This window comes from Mesorhizobium waitakense (assembly GCF_056431085.1).
In genome coordinates, this window is record NZ_JBWKME010000215.1 from 1 (window position 1) to 14824 (window position 14824).

The window sequence follows — 14824 nt, forward strand, 5'->3', positions numbered from 1 at the left end:
TCTCCCAGCGGTTCCTTTCTGACCCGTTCGGCGCCAATGTCATAAGACAAGTCCGGAATTGCGTCAGAACAAAGAGATAGAGCGGTTCCGCGTTTCCGTGAAACGATGAACCGCTCTATGTCCAGTGTCCGAGCACGGCTGTTATGGAAATCGCCGCCATCGCCAGCAGCGCCAGCTTCCAGAAGTCGCTGCGCCGCTTCAGCCCCGGCCAGCCGAGCGGCTTGATCAGCTGGATGACCATGATGCCAACAATGACGAGCGCGAGGAGTTTCGACATGCCGTCTTTGACCAGCAACGCGGCCGGCTGTCAAAGCACGTCGTCGTTGCCTGAAAAGAATGGGCGCCGCGATCCCGAGCCGGAACGCGGCGCCCGCCTTGACTGAGGACCGATCTACTTCAGCGGCTTGAGGCCGGCCTCGATCGAAGCGCGCTTCGGTTCGAGGAATGGCGGCAAGGCCAGCTTTTCACCCAGCGTCTCCAGCGGCTCGTCGGCGGTGAACCCCGGCCCATCGGTGGCGATCTCAAACAGGATGCCGTTCGGCTCGCGGAAATAGAGCGAACGGAAGTAATAGCGCTCGACCTCGCCGCTCGATGGCAGCCGGAATTCGGCCAGCCGCGCCGTCCATTGATGCAGCGTCTCCTGGTCCGGCGCCCTGAAGGCGACGTGATGGACCGCACCGGCGCCTTGCCTTGCCGGCGCCAGTCCAGGCTGCACCAGGACATGAAGCTCCGCCGCCGGTCCGCCCTCGCCCATTTCGAAGACGTGAACCTGGCCTTCCGGCGAGGCATAGTCGCGAGCCTTGCGCATGTTCATCACTTGCGTCACCACCGCCTCGGTGTTCGTGATGTCGGGAACGCTGATGACGATCGGCCCGAGCCCCCGGATCTGGTGCTCGGCCGGCACCGGGCTTTGCGCCCAGGGGTGGCTGTCGCCCTTGCCGTCATCGCTGATGAGGCGCAGACGCTGGCCCTCGGGATCCTCAAAATCCAGGCTGGGGTAGCCGCCGATGTCGACGATCTCGCTCGTCGCGATGTTTTCGCTGGTCAGGTGCTGCTTCCACCAGGCAAGGCTTTCCTGGCTGCCGACCCTGAGGCTGGTCCGTACGATGCTATGGGTGCCGCGCCGCTCCTGGCCAACCGGCCAGTCGAAGAATGTAAGATCGGTGCCCGGTGTCGCTTCGCCGTCGGCATAGAAGAGGTGGTAAGCCGAGGTGTCGTCCTGGTTCACCGTCTTCTTGACCAGCCGCAAGCCCAGCACCTTTGTGTAGAAATGAAGATTTCCAGGCGCATTGGCGGTGATTGCCGTCAGATGGTGGATTCCTGTCAGTTGCAGGCTCATGGTCGTCTCCCTGTTTTTGGGGAATAATTTTCTCCCTCCATATCAGAACTTTGGCCACGTCGCTGAAGACCGCGTATCCTGACAGTCCGTCGCTCAGGATTGAACAATGGACCCTCGATCGATATTCGCTCGGTGAACAATCCCGACCGGCAAGCGTGCTGCATGGCCTCGACTTGATGCAGCGAAAACGATGTCTTCTCTCGGGGTACACTGCGATCACAACTATCGTCCGCGCCCTGCCATCCTCCTGACAGACTGCTGTCAGGAGGGGTATGCGATACTGCCTCCAGTTAAAGAGAGGAGACTAGCCATGAACGGTTCCACCATTCTGCGCGGCGTGCAGCACTATGTCGGCAAGATACGGACGATGCGCAACGAGATCCGCACCCTGCGGTTCATGAACTCGCTGCCGGCGGACATTCGCAAGGATATCGGCTGGCCGGACATGTATGCCGAACGTCGCTACCGCGGCAATTGAGACTAATTTTTCGACACAGCGGTTGGATGTGGGCGCCCCAAGGCCCAGATAATAAGTCCGGCGCGCAAGGGAGGAGCGAGCTCATGCCCGAACAGAAGCAGATCGGCTTTCTTTTCATCGACGGCTTTGCCGACTGGGAATATGGGCTGCTGGCGGCCTCCGCGGTCGAATGGTTCGGTGCGCACGCCATATCGCTGACGCCCGGTGGCAAGCCAGTGACCGGGATCAGCGGTTTTCGGTTGACGCCCGATCGCTCTGCTGAAGCTGGGGAGAATGCCGATCTCCACGCCATCGTCGTTATCGGCTCCGACCAGTGGGCAGGCAAGGCGCCACCGGATGCGGCAGAATTGCTCACCGCTGTTGCGTTGCGCGGCGGCGTCGTTGGCGGCATCTGCGCCGGCACGTTGGCGCTGGCCCGAGCCGGCTTGTTCGAGAAGGCCAAGCACACCAGCAATGGCCGCGATTGGATCAACAGTCATGAAGCCGGCTATGCCGGCGACGGCAACTACCAGGACGTGCCGCGTGCCGTTGCCGACGGCGCTGTGGTTTCCGCGCCGGGCTCGGCGCCGGGCACCTTCGCGCTCGCCTTTCTGAAGACGCTCTATCCGGAAAGAAGCAGCGATCTCGCACAGATGCGGACGCTGTTCGCCAAGGAGTATGCTGAAGCCTCCTGATAGAATGCTGTCAGGATAGACGTGCAATAGGTGTCGGAGCAAACTCACTTCGGGAGATACGCATGGCTTCCATTGCTGCAAAAGCCTCGGCCTGGTTCGAGATTCCCGTCACCGACATGGACAGGGCGAGAGTCTTCTACGGGAGGGGCCACGCGGAATGGTGAAGAGCTGGAACGACAGGCTGAATACGCCCGGTATCAACGGCGTGAAGCCGACGCCGCGCACGATGGCCGATGTCATCGAGGGCCAGCCGATACTGGTGCCGACTGCTCGTCAGGTCGATTTTCATCCGCTCGATCCCGGAAGGCGTCGAGATGGATGTCCGCGCGCGGCGCACGGCGCTTGCCATCGAGCACGGCGCCGAAGTGACATGCCCGGTCACCATCGGCTATCATCTGCGCACTGTTGCCGAGGCCGCCAACGAGGATCTCGAACGCGGCATGACGCTGAGCGATATTGCGCCGTTCTGGCGCGTGCTCGACTCGAACACGCCGACCACGAGAAAACTGTCCTTCGGCGCGGCATTCGTCGCCGCGCAGCGCAAGCGCGAAGGGCTGAAACCATGATGCATGCCGCCCCAAAACTGTTCTGCGGTTTTGGGCCACATGCATAGAAGCAACGCCGAGGGACCAAACGATGCGCCGCGCCGACAGGCTCTTCCAGATCGTGCAGCATCTGCGCGGTGGCCGTCTGGTCACCGCCCAGAAGCTCGGCACATGGCTCGAGGTTTCCGAGCGAACCATCTACCGCGATATCGCCGACCTGCAGTCGACCGGAGTGCCGATCGACGGCGAGGCAGGGGTTGGCTACATGATGAGGGAGGGTTTCGACCTTCCGCCGCTGATGTTCACGCGTGACGAGATCGTCGCGCTGGTTGCCGGCGCCCGCATGGTGCGCGCCTTTGGCGGCGCCGCCATGGCGCGCGCCGCCGACGAGGCGCTGGTCAAGATCGGTGCGGTGCTGCCGGATGCCGAGAAGGACCGCATCGCCCGCACCGAGATCCACACGCCGATGTGGGTGGTCAGCGACGCCGCCCGCGAAGCGATCGACCTGATCGAACGTGCGGTGGAAAAACGGCAGGTGCTCACCATCGACTATTGCGACGAGGCCGGCCGCGGCACCGCCCGCGATATCCGTCCGCTCGGCCTGTGGTTCTGGGGCAAGGTGTGGACGCTGGTTGCATGGTGCGAGATGCGCGACGATTTTCGCGCCTTCCGCATCGATCGCATCGCTTCGGTGGTCATCGCCGGCCGCATCTTCAAGCCGGAACGCGGCAAGCAGCTTGCCGACTTCTACCGCGCGGTGGAGCGCAGCGAGGATTACGGCATGGCGCCGGATCGCGCGGCGCGGACCTAGAGCAATTCCAGGAAAAGTGTGAAGCGGTTTTCCCGGGAAAGCGCGTAGCGGTTTTCCCGGGAAGGCGCGTAGCGGTTTCCCTTGGGAACTGTGTCAAAGTAAAAAGGGACTGCCGGACCGCACAAAAAAAGCCCGCTCGAAGCGGGCTTTTTGTTGGGTGTCGGAAATATCACTCGTCGTCGTTGTCCGTGTTCTTCGACTTCAGGGCCGAGAGCTTGGCGAAAACGGCGTTGGCGTCGAGCTCGGCGTCCTCGTCCTTCGGCTTCTCCGGAGCCGGCACCAGCCGCTCGGTCAAGGCCGCCGGCAAAAGCGTGTCGCCGACCGGCTGCGCCTGTTCGCGCCCACGTGAAGCGCGGTTGACTTCCATGTCGAGGTCGATCTGCGAGGCGAGGCCCAGAGTCACCGGGTCCATCGGCTGCAGATTGGCCGAGTTCCAGTGCTTGCGCTCGCGGATCTGCTCGATCGTCGACTTGGTGGTGCCGACGAGGCGCGAGATCTGCGCATCCTTCAGTTCGGGATGGTTGCGCACCAGCCACAGAATGGCATTCGGCCGGTCCTGGCGCTTCGACAGCGGCGTGTAGCGTGGACCCTTGCGCTTGGATTCCGGCACCCGCACCTTGGGGTCCGAAAGCTTCAGGCGCTGGTTCGGGTCCTTCTCGGCGCGCGCGATCTCGTCGCGGGTCAGCTGGCCGGTCATGATCGGATCCATGCCCTTGATGCCTTGCGCCGATTCGCCGTCGGCGATTGCCTTGACCTCGAGCGGATGCAGCCCGCAGAACTGCGCGATCTGCTCGAAAGAAAGCGCGGTGTTGTCGACCAGCCAGACGGCAGTCGCCTTGGGCATCAGCAGCGTATTGGCCATTTTAAAAATCCTTCTCGTTCGCCCGCGTTCCCGCGCGGGCGGTGGTTTAGAGCCACCAAATGGGAAATTCGCGGCCTGTATAGCCGCTCCGTCGCCGCTTCGCAATGTTTTTGGATATCATCGGCCAGAAACCGTGGCACGCGACCACTGAAACGGTTTCGCGCTCTTGAGCAGCGACAAACTGGCTTTGCCGACGGAGGCCGCGGTCGACCGGCCCTCGTCGTCCGACCCCCAGAACGACAAAACCCGCCGGACTGGGTCCAGCGGGCTTGGAACCGCGACGGGATCCGTCTGATGCGGCTCTGGCTTCTACGGCACCGTCCGCCTGCGCGGACCGTGCTCGGCTTTAGATGGCCTTGCGGGCGATCTTTTCGATGTCGGCGCGGTTGATGCCGAGATCGTTGAGCTGACGTGCGTTGAGACTGTTCAGTTCGCGCACAGTCTCGGTGTACCTACGCCAGTTACGGAAAGCGCGGATCGGGTTCATGGTAGTCCTCCAAATGGGTTGTTCGTTTCGGTGATGCTCAAATAGTCATCATCGATCAGGACTTGAACGGCCGTTTTTGCATAGCAATGATGCAAATGCTGCATTGCACCATTAGGCGTCTGTTCATCTTCTAGGCAGGGAGGCGCACGACCAGGACGTGCGAGATTCAGGTCAGGCCGGCATCATCTGAATCTCGATCCGCCCTAGCCGACGTCGAGCACGATCTTGCCGATATGCTCGCCCTCCTCCATCCGCTCATGCGCCCGCCAGGCCTCGCTGAGCGGGAAGATCATGTCCATCACGGGAGCGACCTTGCGCGTGCCGAGCAACGGCCACACCTGCGCCTCCAGCGCTGCCGCGATCGCCGCCTTGAATTCGACGGTGCGCGGCCTCAGCGTCGACCCCGTATGGGTCAGCCGCTTGACCATGATCTTCGAGAAGTCGGCGCTTGCCACGGCGCCGCCCTGGACGGCAATCTGCACAATGCGACCCTCAATCGCCGCGGCCTCGTAGTTGCGCGCCACATAGTCACCGCCGACCATGTCGAGGATGACATTGGCGCCTTTGCCAGCGGTCGCCTCCTTGACCGCGGCGACGAAATCCTCCTCGCGATAGTTGATCGCCCGGTCGGCGCCGAGCTTCAGGCAGGCGTCGCACTTCTCCTTGCTGCCGGCGGTGGTGATGACATTAGCGCCGAAAGCCGAGCCAAGCTGGATCGCCGTGGTGCCGATGCCGGACGAGCCGCCATGGACGAGCAGTGTCTCGCCACTCTTCAGGCCGCCGCGCTCGAACACGTTGTGCCAGACGGTGAAGTAGTTCTCCGGCACCGCTGCGGCTTCGGTGTGGGTAAAGCCGGCCGGCAGCGGCAGCACACTGCCGGCGTGAACCTTGACATATTCGGCATAGCCTCCGCCGGGTGTGAGCGCGCAGACGCGGTCGCCGATGCGCCAGCGCGATATGTCATCGCCAAGGGCGGCCACTTCGCCCGACACCTCGAGGCCGGGCAGGTCGGACGCGCCGGCCGGGGGCGGGTAGGCGCCCTTGCGCTGCTGGATGTCCGGCCGGTTCACGCCGGCGGCGTGCACCTTGATCAGGATCTCGCCGGGGCCCGGCTGCGGCACGTCGCGCGTTTCGGGTTTCAGCACCCGGGGGCCGCCCGGCACCGAGATCGCGATGGCCGTCATTCTTGTCGGAATTTTCTGTCCGCTTGCCATGAGATTTCCCGTCTTTCCTCGCCGTTATCCGACCGGCTGTTTGCATCGACGCCCCTGCCCTATGTATGCTGATTGCCAAATCAGGCAAATGGCCAATGTGGGAGGAGCGACGATGGCGATCTTCGACGACGAACCCAAGAAGAAGGCGCGCCCGCACGAGATCGGGCAGGACCTGTCGCTGCTTTCGGTCGGTGAATTGACCGAGCGGATCGGTATCCTGCGCGATGAGATCACCCGCCTGGAAAACGAACTCAAGGCCAAGGGCAGCACCAAATCGGCTGCCGAAGCACTGTTCCGTCGCGGATAGAGGCTGGCGCAGGGCCTGCCGCCGAAAAGCCCGAATGCGACTGTCTTCAGACCCAGCGTCCCCGCCAACCTGAGCCGGATCAAACAATGTTCGCAACCTACCGACCGATCCTCTCGCTGCTTCGCGGCACCGCCTTCCTGCTCGCGGCGTCTGGATTGCACGGGCTGCTGTTGCCGCTCCGCGGTCAGTTGGAAGGCTTCTCGACCGCATCGCTCGGCCTCATGGGCACGGCCTGGGCCGGCGGCTTCGTCACCGGCTGTTTCTTTGCACCGCGCATCGTGCGCCGTGCCGGGCATGTGCGCGCCTTCGGCGCCTTTGCCGCATCGGGCGCCATCGTGGCGCTGCTCACCGGACTGATCATCGACGAGTATGTCTGGATCCTGCTGCGCGCGTTCACCGGCTTCACCATGGCCGGCGCCTTCATGGTCATCGAAAGCTGGCTGAACGAAAAGGCCACCAACGAGAACCGCGGCACCATCTTCGGCCTCTATATGATGGTCACCTATGCCTCTATCATGGGCGGACAGATGATCGTCGCTGGCGGCGACGTGAAATCGGCCTCCCTGTTCATGATCACCGGCATCCTGTTTTGCCTGTCACTGCTCCCGACCGCGGTTTCGACCGCTTCCCACCCGAAGCCACTGCAGGATGTCTCGCTCGACGTCAAAGGCCTTTATGCCAATTCGCCGGTGTCGGCTGTCGCTTGCGTCCTGATCGGCATCGCCAACGGCGCCTGGGGCACGCTTGGCGCCGTCTATGGCGCCCGCATTCGCATTCCCACGGCCGAGATCGCCCTGATGATGAGCCTGGTGGTCGTTGCCGGTGCCGCCATGCAGCTTCCGGCCGGGCGCCTCTCGGACAAGACCGACAGGCGTTTCGTGCTGTCCGGCGCTGCCTTCGGCGCGGCCTTGGTTGCGCTTGCCATCTTCCTGTTCGAGCCACGCTCCAGCGTCTTCGTCATCGTCTTCACCGCCGCCTATGGCGGCTTCGCCTATACGCTCTATTCGATCGCGGTGGCGCATGCCAACGATCACGCCCGCGCCGAGGATTTCGTCAAGGTGTCGGGCGGCCTGCTTCTGCTCTACGGCTTCGGCACGATGATCGGACCTCTGCTGGCGGCCGCCTTGATGGGCTGGATGCGCCCGGAAGGCCTGTTCCTGGCGACCGCTTTCGCGCATGTCTGCCTGGCGGGCTATACGCTGCTGCGCATCAGCCGCCGTGCTCCGGTGCCGATCGAAGATCGTGACGCCTTCAAGACGCAACCGGCCGACCGGTCGGTGACGCCGGAAGCATTGCGGCTTGATCCCAGAAGAAAAGCAGAAGCAGACAGTTGAGATTCGAAAGGCTTTGCCTCACTAATAAAGGCATGATGTTTTCCGACGCCTTCATGGCGATTGCCGATCCCAACCGGCGCCATCTTCTGGAAGAACTTCGCCGCGGCCCGAAAACCGTCAACGAGTTGGCCGCGGGTTTGCCTGTATCGCGCCCGGCCGTTTCGCAACATTTGAAAGTGCTGCTCGATGCCGGACTGGTCAACGCCAAGGCCGAAGGCACCAGGCGCGTCTATACGGTGAGCAATCCCGGCTTCCTCAAACTCAACATCTGGCTCGATCAGTTCTGGGAAGCCTGACGGCCCCGCCGTATCGGCATCGCAGTTCAAGCTTCCTTGCGCAAGAAAGCGCCGAGCGCATCGAGCAGCTCACCTGTGCCATGCTCGCGTGTGGCTGACGTATCGTGGCCGTCGAGGAAGGCGCCCTGTTCCGTCATCAAAAGCCGCGTCCCGTCGCCCTCGGCAAGCAGCTCGATCGTGGCCAGTGACACCGAGACACGGGTTTCGCCGAACAACAACTCATAGCTGTAGACGATGCGCTGGTCCGGCACGATGTCTTGATAGACAGCATTGAAAAAATGCATCTGGCCATCGCTCGGACAGCCGGCATTGACCTCCTTGCCGCCGATACGGAAATCCATTTCATGCCTGCTGGGCATCGGATCGTGCGGATCGGCGAACCAGCGCCGTTTGGCCGCCGGATTGCTCAGCGCAAAGTAAACTTTTGCGGGCGACGCTGGGTAGCTGCGCTCGATGACGAAGGTGGAATGGACGACGAAACGTTCGGTCATGGGATTCTCCTCGATGATTGATTGAATTCAGAGCATGATCCTCATCGAGGGATCGTCAGGCACCGGCGGCTCGGGCACGAATTCGGCAGCCAGATTGTCCAGCGCCGCGCTGAATCCGGCCTCGCTGCCGGCGATCATGTCCTTTCCGCCGAAGGCAGCGATCTGGTCGGTCAGCGCCAGCCGCGTGGACGCACCGACCTGCTGAAACTCGATCGTGATCAGCGAGGCGGACAGCCGGTCCCACCCTTCGCAGACGAGCTCGGTCGAGACGATGCGCTGCTCAGACACGATATCGACGTAGCGGTTTTCGACCCGGTAGATCAGACTGCCACGCGGACCGCAGCGGCTGACATCCAGCCCGCCGACGCGGAAATCGGCCTTGTCGTAGACCAGTTCGGCAGTCTTTGAAGGCGCGCCCCAGCGCATGCGGGCCTCCGGGTCGGCAAAGGCCTGGAACACGCGCGCCCGCACAGCGTCGTAGGTGCGCTCCAGCACGATGGTCGAATGAATCACGGAACGTTCCGTCATAATTGCCTCCTTCAGCTTTTGTCCTTGGTCTCAGCCAGAAAATCGCCGAGCCGGTCCAGCCGGCGCTCCCAGACGAGACGCCGTTCATTGATCCAGTGTTCGGCTGCTCTCAGTGCCTTGGGTTCGATCTGGCAGGTGCGCACCCGACCGACCTTCTGCGTGCGCACGAGGCCGCTTGCCTCCAAAAGGTTCAGATGCTGGACGACGGCCGACAGCGACATCGCCAGCGGCTCGGCCAGTTGGCTTACCGAAGCCGGGCCGCGCGACAGCCGGTCGACCATCTGCCGCCGCGCCGGATCGGCGAGCGCCTGGAACATCAGATCGAGCTGGGCAGGATCGTGCAGCATTGCGATCAGCCGTTGTCGTAGGGAAAGTACTTGAAGTAGGGCTGCGCCTCCTCGATCACGCGGGCGAAAGCCGCGCGCTGCACCAGGCGGTCATGGTATCGCTTGACGGCCGGGTATTTGTCGCCAAACGGCTCGACCTTGTTGGCGTAGAAGAGTGCGGGAGACGCCGAGCAATCGGCCATGCTGAAGGCGTCGCCCACCGCCCAGGTCTTCGTCTGCATCTCCTCTTCGACGATGGCGTAGGAATTGTGCAGCTGGGCGCGGGCCTGCTCGACGCCGAACGGATCGGTCTGGTCCTGCGGCCGCAACCGGTCGCCGACGATCTTCTGCATCGGTTCCTGCACGTAGAAATCATAGAAACGATCGGACTGCCGGACCGCCAGCGCCAAGTCGATGTCGGCCGGGACGAGGTCGACCGGCCCCGGATAGTGGGCGGCCAGGTATTCGACGACGATGGTCGATTCCAGCACCGTGCGGTCGCGCGCATCGTCGCGCAGGGCCGGCATCTTGCCGGTCGGCGAAATCTTCAGGAAGGCCGCGCGCGCCTCGGTGTCGCCGAGATCGACGACAACCGGCGCGAACGGTATGCCGTTCTCATACAGCGCGATCAGCGGTTTCCAGCAGAAGGAGGCCAGCGGATGGAAATGAAGCGTCAGGGACATTTTTTGCTCGTCTGTTACGAGATGCGCCAGTGGTCGGTGCCATGCTGCTTGCCTGGATTAACACTGAAGCATTTACTTAACTATTGCGGCGGACCTTGCTCGTCAAGGCCCGCGCAGGATGGCTCAATTGGCTTGGGCTTGGGCTTGGGCGTGGTCGACGATGGCGGCGACCATCACCGTCCAGTCGTCTGGGTGCAACTCGTGGCCACCACCTTCGATCCGAAGGATTTTCGCACCGGCGACGGTCTCGGTCAGTGCCTCGCCGTGCTCGACCGGAAAGATCGGATCGGTGGTGCCATGGATGACCAGCAGCGGCGCCGTCATCTCGCGCAGGCGACCCTTCCATGCCTCGCCGCCCTTGACCATGAAGTGGTTCGTCGCGCTCAGCAAACCGCCGGATCGATCGTAATCCTGTTCGATGAACGCCCGCATCCCGGTCTCATCGAATGGATGTACGGTGCTTGCGATCGCCCGCGTATCCTTGACCATGAAATCGACCACCTGGCCACGGTCCGACCAATCGACTTTCGCGCCGTCGGCCGAATGCTTGATATAGGCATCGCTCGTTTGTGGCAGATGCGATGTGTCGATCCCCAGGGGCGAGCTGCTGATCACGGTCAGCGAAGCGACACGGGAAGGGTGCTTGAGCGCAACAAGCTGGGCGATCATGCCGCCCATCGACATGCCTACGACATGCGCCTTGCCGACGCCGTGGTCGTCGAGAACACGCATCGCGTCGTCGGCCATGTTGTCGAATGTGTAAGGCGGCTCGCCCGGCGGATATTTGGTCGAACGGCCGGTATCGCGATTGTCATAGCGGATGACGAACAGGTCGCCATCGGCCAGTTTCCGGCACAGCGCCTCCGGCCACCAGAGCATCGAGGCCATCGAACCCATGATCAGCAACAGCGGCGGGTTTGCCGGATCGCCAAAGGCCTCGGATACGATCTTGGGGCGCTCGATGGTTGTCATGGCTCGGACTCCTCCTCGGCAATACTGATTGCTTTTTGCAATCGGTTGCACGATAATAAAACTGATACGATAATGCAACCGGTTTTGCGGAGAAAATCTCATGAGCATGGATCGCCGGTCCGGATGCCCGATCAACCTGTCGCTCGAAGTGTTCGGCGACCGCTGGAGCCTGATCATCCTTCGCGACATGATTTTTGGCGGCAGGCGCCACTTTCGCGAGCTGCTCAACGGATCGATGGAAGGCATTGCCTCGAACATCCTCGCTGACCGGCTGAAGCGACTGATGGGACTGGGCATGCTGACCAAGGCCGACGATCCCAGCCACAAGCAGAAGGCGATCTACAGCCTGACCGAGATGGCGATCACCCTGGTGCCGATCCTGGCCCACCTCGGCGCCTGGGGCCGGGTCTGGTTGCCGGTCAGCGCGGAACTCTCGATCCGCGCCGAGCTTCTGGAGAAGGGCGGGCCGCAGATGTGGGACAAGTTCATGGACGAGTTGCGCCACGAGCATCTTGGCATGCCGCTCGATACATCGGCTGGCCCTTCTGTCCGTGCGACCCTGCAGGCCGCCTATGAGGCCGTGGTCGCCAGCAAGGCCCCCGGCGCCAGCACGGCCGCTTGACCAACATATTTTCCCGTTTATTGCCTGGCTCTGCTAGAAGGGGCGGAAATCACAATTCACGGGATTGGATAAGGTCTTGGTTGAGAACTCTCGGGATGCTGCCCGCGCGCGTGCTGACCTGCGTTTCAAGAAGCAGGAAGAGGCGGCAACCGTCCGCCAGAAGGCGATGGCCGAATACGTCGCCGAGAGCGACGCCCGCCAGGCCAAGACCAACAAGCTGCGGGCGCTGCGTCTCGCCAAGGAAGCGGAAGACCTTGCCAACGCACCGGTGGCACCCGCCAAGAAGCCTGCCCGCCCCAAGAAAAAATAGCGCTGCCGGCCGGCACGATCGACTGCCGATCTGGAAGCTGCAAAATGGCAACGCCATATCCGGATCGTTCCATTCCACCTCTTAACGCGAAGCAATTTCAACCGAAACCGGGATTTTGCCGTGCCCGTCGACGGTCGACGATCGGCGCGTTTTCAAACAGGAGACTGCCATGACCGCGCTGCCGCTCGAAAAAGCCAGGCAAATCATCGATGCCGCCTTTGCCAAGGGCGCCGATCTCAAGCTCAAGCCGCTGGGCGTCTCGGTGCTTGACGCCGGCGGACATCTGGTCGCCTTCCAGCGCCAGGACGGCGCGTCGTTCCTGCGCCCGCAAATGTCGGCCGGCAAGGCCTATGGCGCGCTCGCCATCGGCATGGGCTCGCGCCGCGTCGAGGCCTTCGCCAAGGAGCGCCCGCATCTCGTCGCTGGCATCTCGGACGTGTCCGGCGGCCGCGTGCTGCCGGTCGTCGGCGGTGTGCTGATCCGCGACAAGGCCGGCGCCATCATCGGCGCTGTCGGCATTTCCGGCGATACGTCGGACAATGACGAAGCGGCCGCCATCGCCGGCATCGAAGCGGCCGGCTTCACTGCCGATCCGGGCTGAGCTTTAACAAATATTACGGCCAAGGCTGCGTTGAGATTCAGGTCAGGCCGAGTCGAGAATGTCGGCATCAGAGAACCGGAGCGGGGCGTACTTTTGGGCACGTGAACATCGGAAGCCCAGGAGGCCGCCATTTGTAGGCCGGAATCACCTGAGTATCGATGCAGCCTCAATTCAGATTGATGTCTCTGCTCGCCGACCGCATCGACACCGCAAACCCCGCCAGCACGTCGAACAGCGCGATGACCATCAGCGTGAAGAAGATGGAATGTGCCGCGCCCTTCACCAGCAGGAACTCGACCAGGAACGCGACAAAGACCAGCGTCGACAACAGATGGTCCATGATCGAGGCGCCGGTCGTGCGCGCCGACTTCACCATTTCGGCGAAAAGGGAAATCAGCCCGATCAGCACTATCAGGTCGCCGAGCGTCATCGAGAACACCCCGCCCGACATCATGCGGAAGGAGAAGATTTCGTTCGCCCACGGATCGTCGCCGCCGCCGAATATTCCGAGCAGGCCGAGATTGTAGAGCACGAAAGGCACGATCAAAAGCGGGACGGCACCGAACATCTGGCGTCTCCATATGGGGGCAATCTCTGTAGAATGCGCCACAGGCACGCCGTCAAGAATTTTCGTAAAATGCCACGAACACGGTCGAAGACCGGATGCAACAACCATGTCAGCCCCCGGCGCGACGATCCTGATGAATATCGCCCACGCCAGGCATTTGGCGTTTGGGTGAGAGCGGCCAAGCGCCAACACAGGCCGCCCGGTTATCGGCCCACCCAACGCAAAAGACCGGCCGCTGGCCGGTCTTTCGAATGCTCAATACGTCGAAAAGCTGGTCTCAGCTTTCCTTGGGCGTCAACACCTGGCGGCCGCGATACATGCCGGTCTTCAGGTCGATGTGGTGCGGACGGCGCATTTCGCCGGAATTCTTGTCCTCGACATAGGTCGGGGCCTTGAGGGCGTCGGCCGAGCGGCGCATGCCGCGCTTGGACGGAGAGGTTTTTCGTTTCGGAACGGCCATGGATATGCTCCATTACATGGTCAAAAAGCCCCGCCCGCCCTCGTGAAAGGGCCGTGTCGGGGCCGGAATCTGAGAAAGTCGGGTGCCTATACACGCCCTACGCCGTTTTGGCCAGCACTGCCGCGAATTTTTTTGAACTGGCTACTGCAGACAGCCGACATACGCGCCGGAGCGGCCGGCCCGCCGCTCGATCAGGTTGGCAAGCCGTCTCAGGCCAGGCCCGGGCTTTGCCGGATTGCGGGCGATCGGATTTGGCAGGGAGACGGCGAGCAGGGCGGCCTGCCGTCGCGACAATTGTTTTGCCGAAACGCCGAAATGGTGCTGTGCGGCGGCTTCGATGCCATAGATGCCCGGCCCCCACTCGGCGATGTTGAGATAGATCTCCATGATGCGCCGTTTCGACATCACCGCGTCGAAATAGACGGCCAGCGGCAATTCGACCACCTTGCGCACCGAGCCCAGCGGCCGTGACCAGAGAAAGAGGTTCTTGACCGTCTGCATGGTGATGGTCGAGGCGCCGCGCGTTGCTTCGCCGGCCAGCGCATCGTCGACGACGCCCCTCAGTTCGCCGAGATCGACGCCGCGATGAAAGCAGAACTGCCCGTCCTCCGACATGATGACCGAATTGGCCAGCACAGGTGCGACGTCGTCGATCGACACCCAGCGGCGGTCATAACCCGAGAATGTCGCCAGGTCCTTCAGCATCAGCGTCGAGACCGGATGCACGAAGGACGGCAGATAGAGGAACGTCAGCACCGTTGGTATGAGCGCCAGCACCGCGGCCACGACGATGCCGCGCCGGACCCAGCGCTTGAGACCGCGGCGGTTCACGCTCCGCGATCTGGTCGCCATGTCCAGCTTTTCGGTTTCATGATCGACGATCGGTTCCGCCAAGCCGCCCAACCCGTGCTTCTCC

The 14824-nt window shown here is 62.5% G+C and carries 23 protein-coding genes; 10 read left to right on the forward strand and 13 right to left on the reverse strand.

Annotated elements, in window-relative coordinates; translation table 11 throughout:
* Positions 1–115: 115 nt before the first annotated feature.
* Together AC07FD_RS38050 and AC07FD_RS38055 are read right to left on the reverse strand one after the other, a co-directional pair.
* Entirely contained in the window at positions 116–277 is a 162-nt protein-coding gene (locus AC07FD_RS38050) for a hypothetical protein (protein ID WP_082525434.1), read from the reverse strand.
* A 114-nt stretch (positions 278–391) separates the two neighbouring features.
* Positions 392–1339, reverse strand: a complete 948-nt coding sequence (locus tag AC07FD_RS38055) for a ring-cleaving dioxygenase (protein WP_478353989.1) — start codon at positions 1337–1339, stop codon at positions 392–394.
* Positions 1340–1649: 310 nt separating this feature from the next.
* Here AC07FD_RS38055 and AC07FD_RS38060 point away from each other — a divergent pair, with 310 nt between their 5' ends.
* From AC07FD_RS38060 to AC07FD_RS38075, 4 genes are all read left to right on the forward strand, one after another.
* The gene (locus AC07FD_RS38060; RefSeq protein WP_478353990.1) at positions 1650–1817 is read left to right on the forward strand and encodes a hypothetical protein; all 168 of its coding nucleotides are present in this window, start codon (positions 1650–1652) and stop codon (positions 1815–1817) included.
* 83 nt (positions 1818–1900) lie between these two features.
* Positions 1901–2491 carry a DJ-1/PfpI family protein gene (locus tag AC07FD_RS38065; protein ID WP_478353991.1) on the forward strand — a complete coding sequence of 197 codons (591 nt, stop codon included), beginning with the start codon at positions 1901–1903 and terminating at the stop codon, positions 2489–2491.
* Positions 2492–2724: 233 nt separating this feature from the next.
* On the forward strand, positions 2725–3057 hold the full coding sequence (locus tag AC07FD_RS38070; protein WP_478353992.1) for a hypothetical protein: 333 nt from the start codon (positions 2725–2727) through the stop codon (positions 3055–3057).
* A gap of 70 nt (positions 3058–3127) precedes the next feature.
* The gene (locus AC07FD_RS38075) at positions 3128–3847 is read left to right on the forward strand and encodes a helix-turn-helix transcriptional regulator (protein WP_095089366.1); all 720 of its coding nucleotides are present in this window, start codon (positions 3128–3130) and stop codon (positions 3845–3847) included.
* A 169-nt stretch (positions 3848–4016) separates the two neighbouring features.
* Here the strand turns inward: AC07FD_RS38075 and AC07FD_RS38080 are convergent, their stop codons facing one another.
* The 3 genes from AC07FD_RS38080 to AC07FD_RS38090 all read right to left on the reverse strand — a co-directional run bounded on the left by AC07FD_RS38080 (position 4017) and on the right by AC07FD_RS38090 (position 6410).
* Complete coding sequence (locus tag AC07FD_RS38080) at positions 4017–4709, reverse strand: DUF1013 domain-containing protein (RefSeq protein ID WP_095089368.1); 693 nt, start codon at positions 4707–4709, stop codon at positions 4017–4019.
* A gap of 346 nt (positions 4710–5055) precedes the next feature.
* Complete coding sequence (locus tag AC07FD_RS38085; RefSeq protein ID WP_095089369.1) at positions 5056–5196, reverse strand: DUF1127 domain-containing protein; 141 nt, start codon at positions 5194–5196, stop codon at positions 5056–5058.
* Between the two features lie 203 nt (positions 5197–5399).
* Positions 5400–6410 (reverse strand): NAD(P)H-quinone oxidoreductase, encoded by a 1011-nt coding sequence (locus tag AC07FD_RS38090; RefSeq protein ID WP_478353993.1) that lies wholly within the window; start codon positions 6408–6410, stop codon positions 5400–5402.
* A gap of 112 nt (positions 6411–6522) precedes the next feature.
* On the opposite strand from AC07FD_RS38090, the gene AC07FD_RS38095 reads away from it, so the two are divergent.
* The 3 genes from AC07FD_RS38095 (at position 6523) to AC07FD_RS38105 (ending at position 8347) form a co-directional block, all read left to right on the forward strand.
* Positions 6523–6717 carry a DUF1192 domain-containing protein gene (locus tag AC07FD_RS38095; RefSeq protein WP_478353994.1) on the forward strand — a complete coding sequence of 65 codons (195 nt, stop codon included), beginning with the start codon at positions 6523–6525 and terminating at the stop codon, positions 6715–6717.
* 86 nt (positions 6718–6803) lie between these two features.
* Positions 6804–8051 carry an MFS transporter gene (locus AC07FD_RS38100; protein ID WP_478353995.1) on the forward strand — a complete coding sequence of 416 codons (1248 nt, stop codon included), beginning with the start codon at positions 6804–6806 and terminating at the stop codon, positions 8049–8051.
* 32 nt (positions 8052–8083) lie between these two features.
* Positions 8084–8347, forward strand: a complete 264-nt coding sequence (locus AC07FD_RS38105) for an ArsR/SmtB family transcription factor (protein WP_095089373.1) — start codon at positions 8084–8086, stop codon at positions 8345–8347.
* Between the two features lie 26 nt (positions 8348–8373).
* On the opposite strand, the gene AC07FD_RS38110 is transcribed toward AC07FD_RS38105, so the two are convergent.
* The 5 genes from AC07FD_RS38110 to AC07FD_RS38130 all read right to left on the reverse strand — a co-directional run bounded on the left by AC07FD_RS38110 (position 8374) and on the right by AC07FD_RS38130 (position 11347).
* The gene (locus tag AC07FD_RS38110; protein WP_478353996.1) at positions 8374–8838 is read right to left on the reverse strand and encodes an SRPBCC family protein; all 465 of its coding nucleotides are present in this window, start codon (positions 8836–8838) and stop codon (positions 8374–8376) included.
* A 27-nt stretch (positions 8839–8865) separates the two neighbouring features.
* On the reverse strand, positions 8866–9366 hold the full coding sequence (locus AC07FD_RS38115) for an SRPBCC family protein (protein ID WP_478353997.1): 501 nt from the start codon (positions 9364–9366) through the stop codon (positions 8866–8868).
* An 11-nt stretch (positions 9367–9377) separates the two neighbouring features.
* Positions 9378–9713 (reverse strand): ArsR/SmtB family transcription factor, encoded by a 336-nt coding sequence (locus AC07FD_RS38120; RefSeq protein ID WP_095089377.1) that lies wholly within the window; start codon positions 9711–9713, stop codon positions 9378–9380.
* 5 nt (positions 9714–9718) lie between these two features.
* Positions 9719–10375 (reverse strand): glutathione S-transferase family protein, encoded by a 657-nt coding sequence (locus AC07FD_RS38125; RefSeq protein ID WP_478353998.1) that lies wholly within the window; start codon positions 10373–10375, stop codon positions 9719–9721.
* Positions 10376–10498: 123 nt separating this feature from the next.
* Positions 10499–11347, reverse strand: a complete 849-nt coding sequence (locus tag AC07FD_RS38130; protein WP_478353999.1) for an alpha/beta fold hydrolase — start codon at positions 11345–11347, stop codon at positions 10499–10501.
* 100 nt (positions 11348–11447) lie between these two features.
* On the opposite strand from AC07FD_RS38130, the gene AC07FD_RS38135 reads away from it, so the two are divergent.
* The 3 genes from AC07FD_RS38135 (at position 11448) to AC07FD_RS38145 (ending at position 12880) form a co-directional block, all read left to right on the forward strand.
* A complete protein-coding gene (locus tag AC07FD_RS38135; protein ID WP_478354000.1) occupies positions 11448–11969 on the forward strand; it encodes a winged helix-turn-helix transcriptional regulator in 522 nt (173 codons plus the stop codon).
* Between the two features lie 76 nt (positions 11970–12045).
* On the forward strand, positions 12046–12279 hold the full coding sequence (locus tag AC07FD_RS38140; RefSeq protein ID WP_478354001.1) for a hypothetical protein: 234 nt from the start codon (positions 12046–12048) through the stop codon (positions 12277–12279).
* 169 nt (positions 12280–12448) lie between these two features.
* The gene (locus tag AC07FD_RS38145) at positions 12449–12880 is read left to right on the forward strand and encodes a GlcG/HbpS family heme-binding protein (protein WP_258590296.1); all 432 of its coding nucleotides are present in this window, start codon (positions 12449–12451) and stop codon (positions 12878–12880) included.
* Between the two features lie 166 nt (positions 12881–13046).
* On the opposite strand, the gene AC07FD_RS38150 is transcribed toward AC07FD_RS38145, so the two are convergent.
* From AC07FD_RS38150 to AC07FD_RS38160, 3 genes are all read right to left on the reverse strand, one after another.
* Positions 13047–13448: a hypothetical protein gene (locus AC07FD_RS38150; RefSeq protein ID WP_478354002.1), complete on the reverse strand. Its 402-nt coding sequence runs from the start codon at positions 13446–13448 to the stop codon at positions 13047–13049.
* A 277-nt stretch (positions 13449–13725) separates the two neighbouring features.
* Positions 13726–13908 carry a 50S ribosomal protein L32 gene (gene rpmF, locus AC07FD_RS38155; protein ID WP_008834724.1) on the reverse strand — a complete coding sequence of 61 codons (183 nt, stop codon included), beginning with the start codon at positions 13906–13908 and terminating at the stop codon, positions 13726–13728.
* Between the two features lie 141 nt (positions 13909–14049).
* The gene (locus AC07FD_RS38160) at positions 14050–14811 is read right to left on the reverse strand and encodes a biosynthetic peptidoglycan transglycosylase (RefSeq protein WP_095089384.1); all 762 of its coding nucleotides are present in this window, start codon (positions 14809–14811) and stop codon (positions 14050–14052) included.
* Between the last annotated feature and the right edge of the window lie 13 nt (positions 14812–14824).

Bases quoted from the DNA above. Each gene is read 5' to 3' on its own strand.
- AC07FD_RS38050 (WP_082525434.1), bottom strand. From the start codon at position 277: ATGTCGAAACTCCTCGCGCTCGTCATTGTTGGCATCATGGTCATCCAG.
- AC07FD_RS38055 (WP_478353989.1), bottom strand. From the start codon at position 1,339: ATGAGCCTGCAACTGACAGGAATCCACCATCTGACGGCAATCACCGCC.
- AC07FD_RS38060 (WP_478353990.1), top strand. From the start codon at position 1,650: ATGAACGGTTCCACCATTCTGCGCGGCGTGCAGCACTATGTCGGCAAG.
- AC07FD_RS38065 (WP_478353991.1), top strand. From the start codon at position 1,901: ATGCCCGAACAGAAGCAGATCGGCTTTCTTTTCATCGACGGCTTTGCC.
- AC07FD_RS38070 (WP_478353992.1), top strand. From the start codon at position 2,725: ATGTCATCGAGGGCCAGCCGATACTGGTGCCGACTGCTCGTCAGGTCG.
- AC07FD_RS38075 (WP_095089366.1), top strand. From the start codon at position 3,128: ATGCGCCGCGCCGACAGGCTCTTCCAGATCGTGCAGCATCTGCGCGGT.
- AC07FD_RS38080 (WP_095089368.1), bottom strand. From the start codon at position 4,709: ATGGCCAATACGCTGCTGATGCCCAAGGCGACTGCCGTCTGGCTGGTC.
- AC07FD_RS38085 (WP_095089369.1), bottom strand. From the start codon at position 5,196: ATGAACCCGATCCGCGCTTTCCGTAACTGGCGTAGGTACACCGAGACT.
- AC07FD_RS38090 (WP_478353993.1), bottom strand. From the start codon at position 6,410: ATGGCAAGCGGACAGAAAATTCCGACAAGAATGACGGCCATCGCGATC.
- AC07FD_RS38095 (WP_478353994.1), top strand. From the start codon at position 6,523: ATGGCGATCTTCGACGACGAACCCAAGAAGAAGGCGCGCCCGCACGAG.
- AC07FD_RS38100 (WP_478353995.1), top strand. From the start codon at position 6,804: ATGTTCGCAACCTACCGACCGATCCTCTCGCTGCTTCGCGGCACCGCC.
- AC07FD_RS38105 (WP_095089373.1), top strand. From the start codon at position 8,084: ATGATGTTTTCCGACGCCTTCATGGCGATTGCCGATCCCAACCGGCGC.
- AC07FD_RS38110 (WP_478353996.1), bottom strand. From the start codon at position 8,838: ATGACCGAACGTTTCGTCGTCCATTCCACCTTCGTCATCGAGCGCAGC.
- AC07FD_RS38115 (WP_478353997.1), bottom strand. From the start codon at position 9,366: ATGACGGAACGTTCCGTGATTCATTCGACCATCGTGCTGGAGCGCACC.
- AC07FD_RS38120 (WP_095089377.1), bottom strand. From the start codon at position 9,713: ATGCTGCACGATCCTGCCCAGCTCGATCTGATGTTCCAGGCGCTCGCC.
- AC07FD_RS38125 (WP_478353998.1), bottom strand. From the start codon at position 10,375: ATGTCCCTGACGCTTCATTTCCATCCGCTGGCCTCCTTCTGCTGGAAA.
- AC07FD_RS38130 (WP_478353999.1), bottom strand. From the start codon at position 11,347: ATGACAACCATCGAGCGCCCCAAGATCGTATCCGAGGCCTTTGGCGAT.
- AC07FD_RS38135 (WP_478354000.1), top strand. From the start codon at position 11,448: ATGAGCATGGATCGCCGGTCCGGATGCCCGATCAACCTGTCGCTCGAA.
- AC07FD_RS38145 (WP_258590296.1), top strand. From the start codon at position 12,449: ATGACCGCGCTGCCGCTCGAAAAAGCCAGGCAAATCATCGATGCCGCC.
- AC07FD_RS38150 (WP_478354002.1), bottom strand. From the start codon at position 13,448: ATGTTCGGTGCCGTCCCGCTTTTGATCGTGCCTTTCGTGCTCTACAAT.
- rpmF (WP_008834724.1), bottom strand. From the start codon at position 13,908: ATGGCCGTTCCGAAACGAAAAACCTCTCCGTCCAAGCGCGGCATGCGC.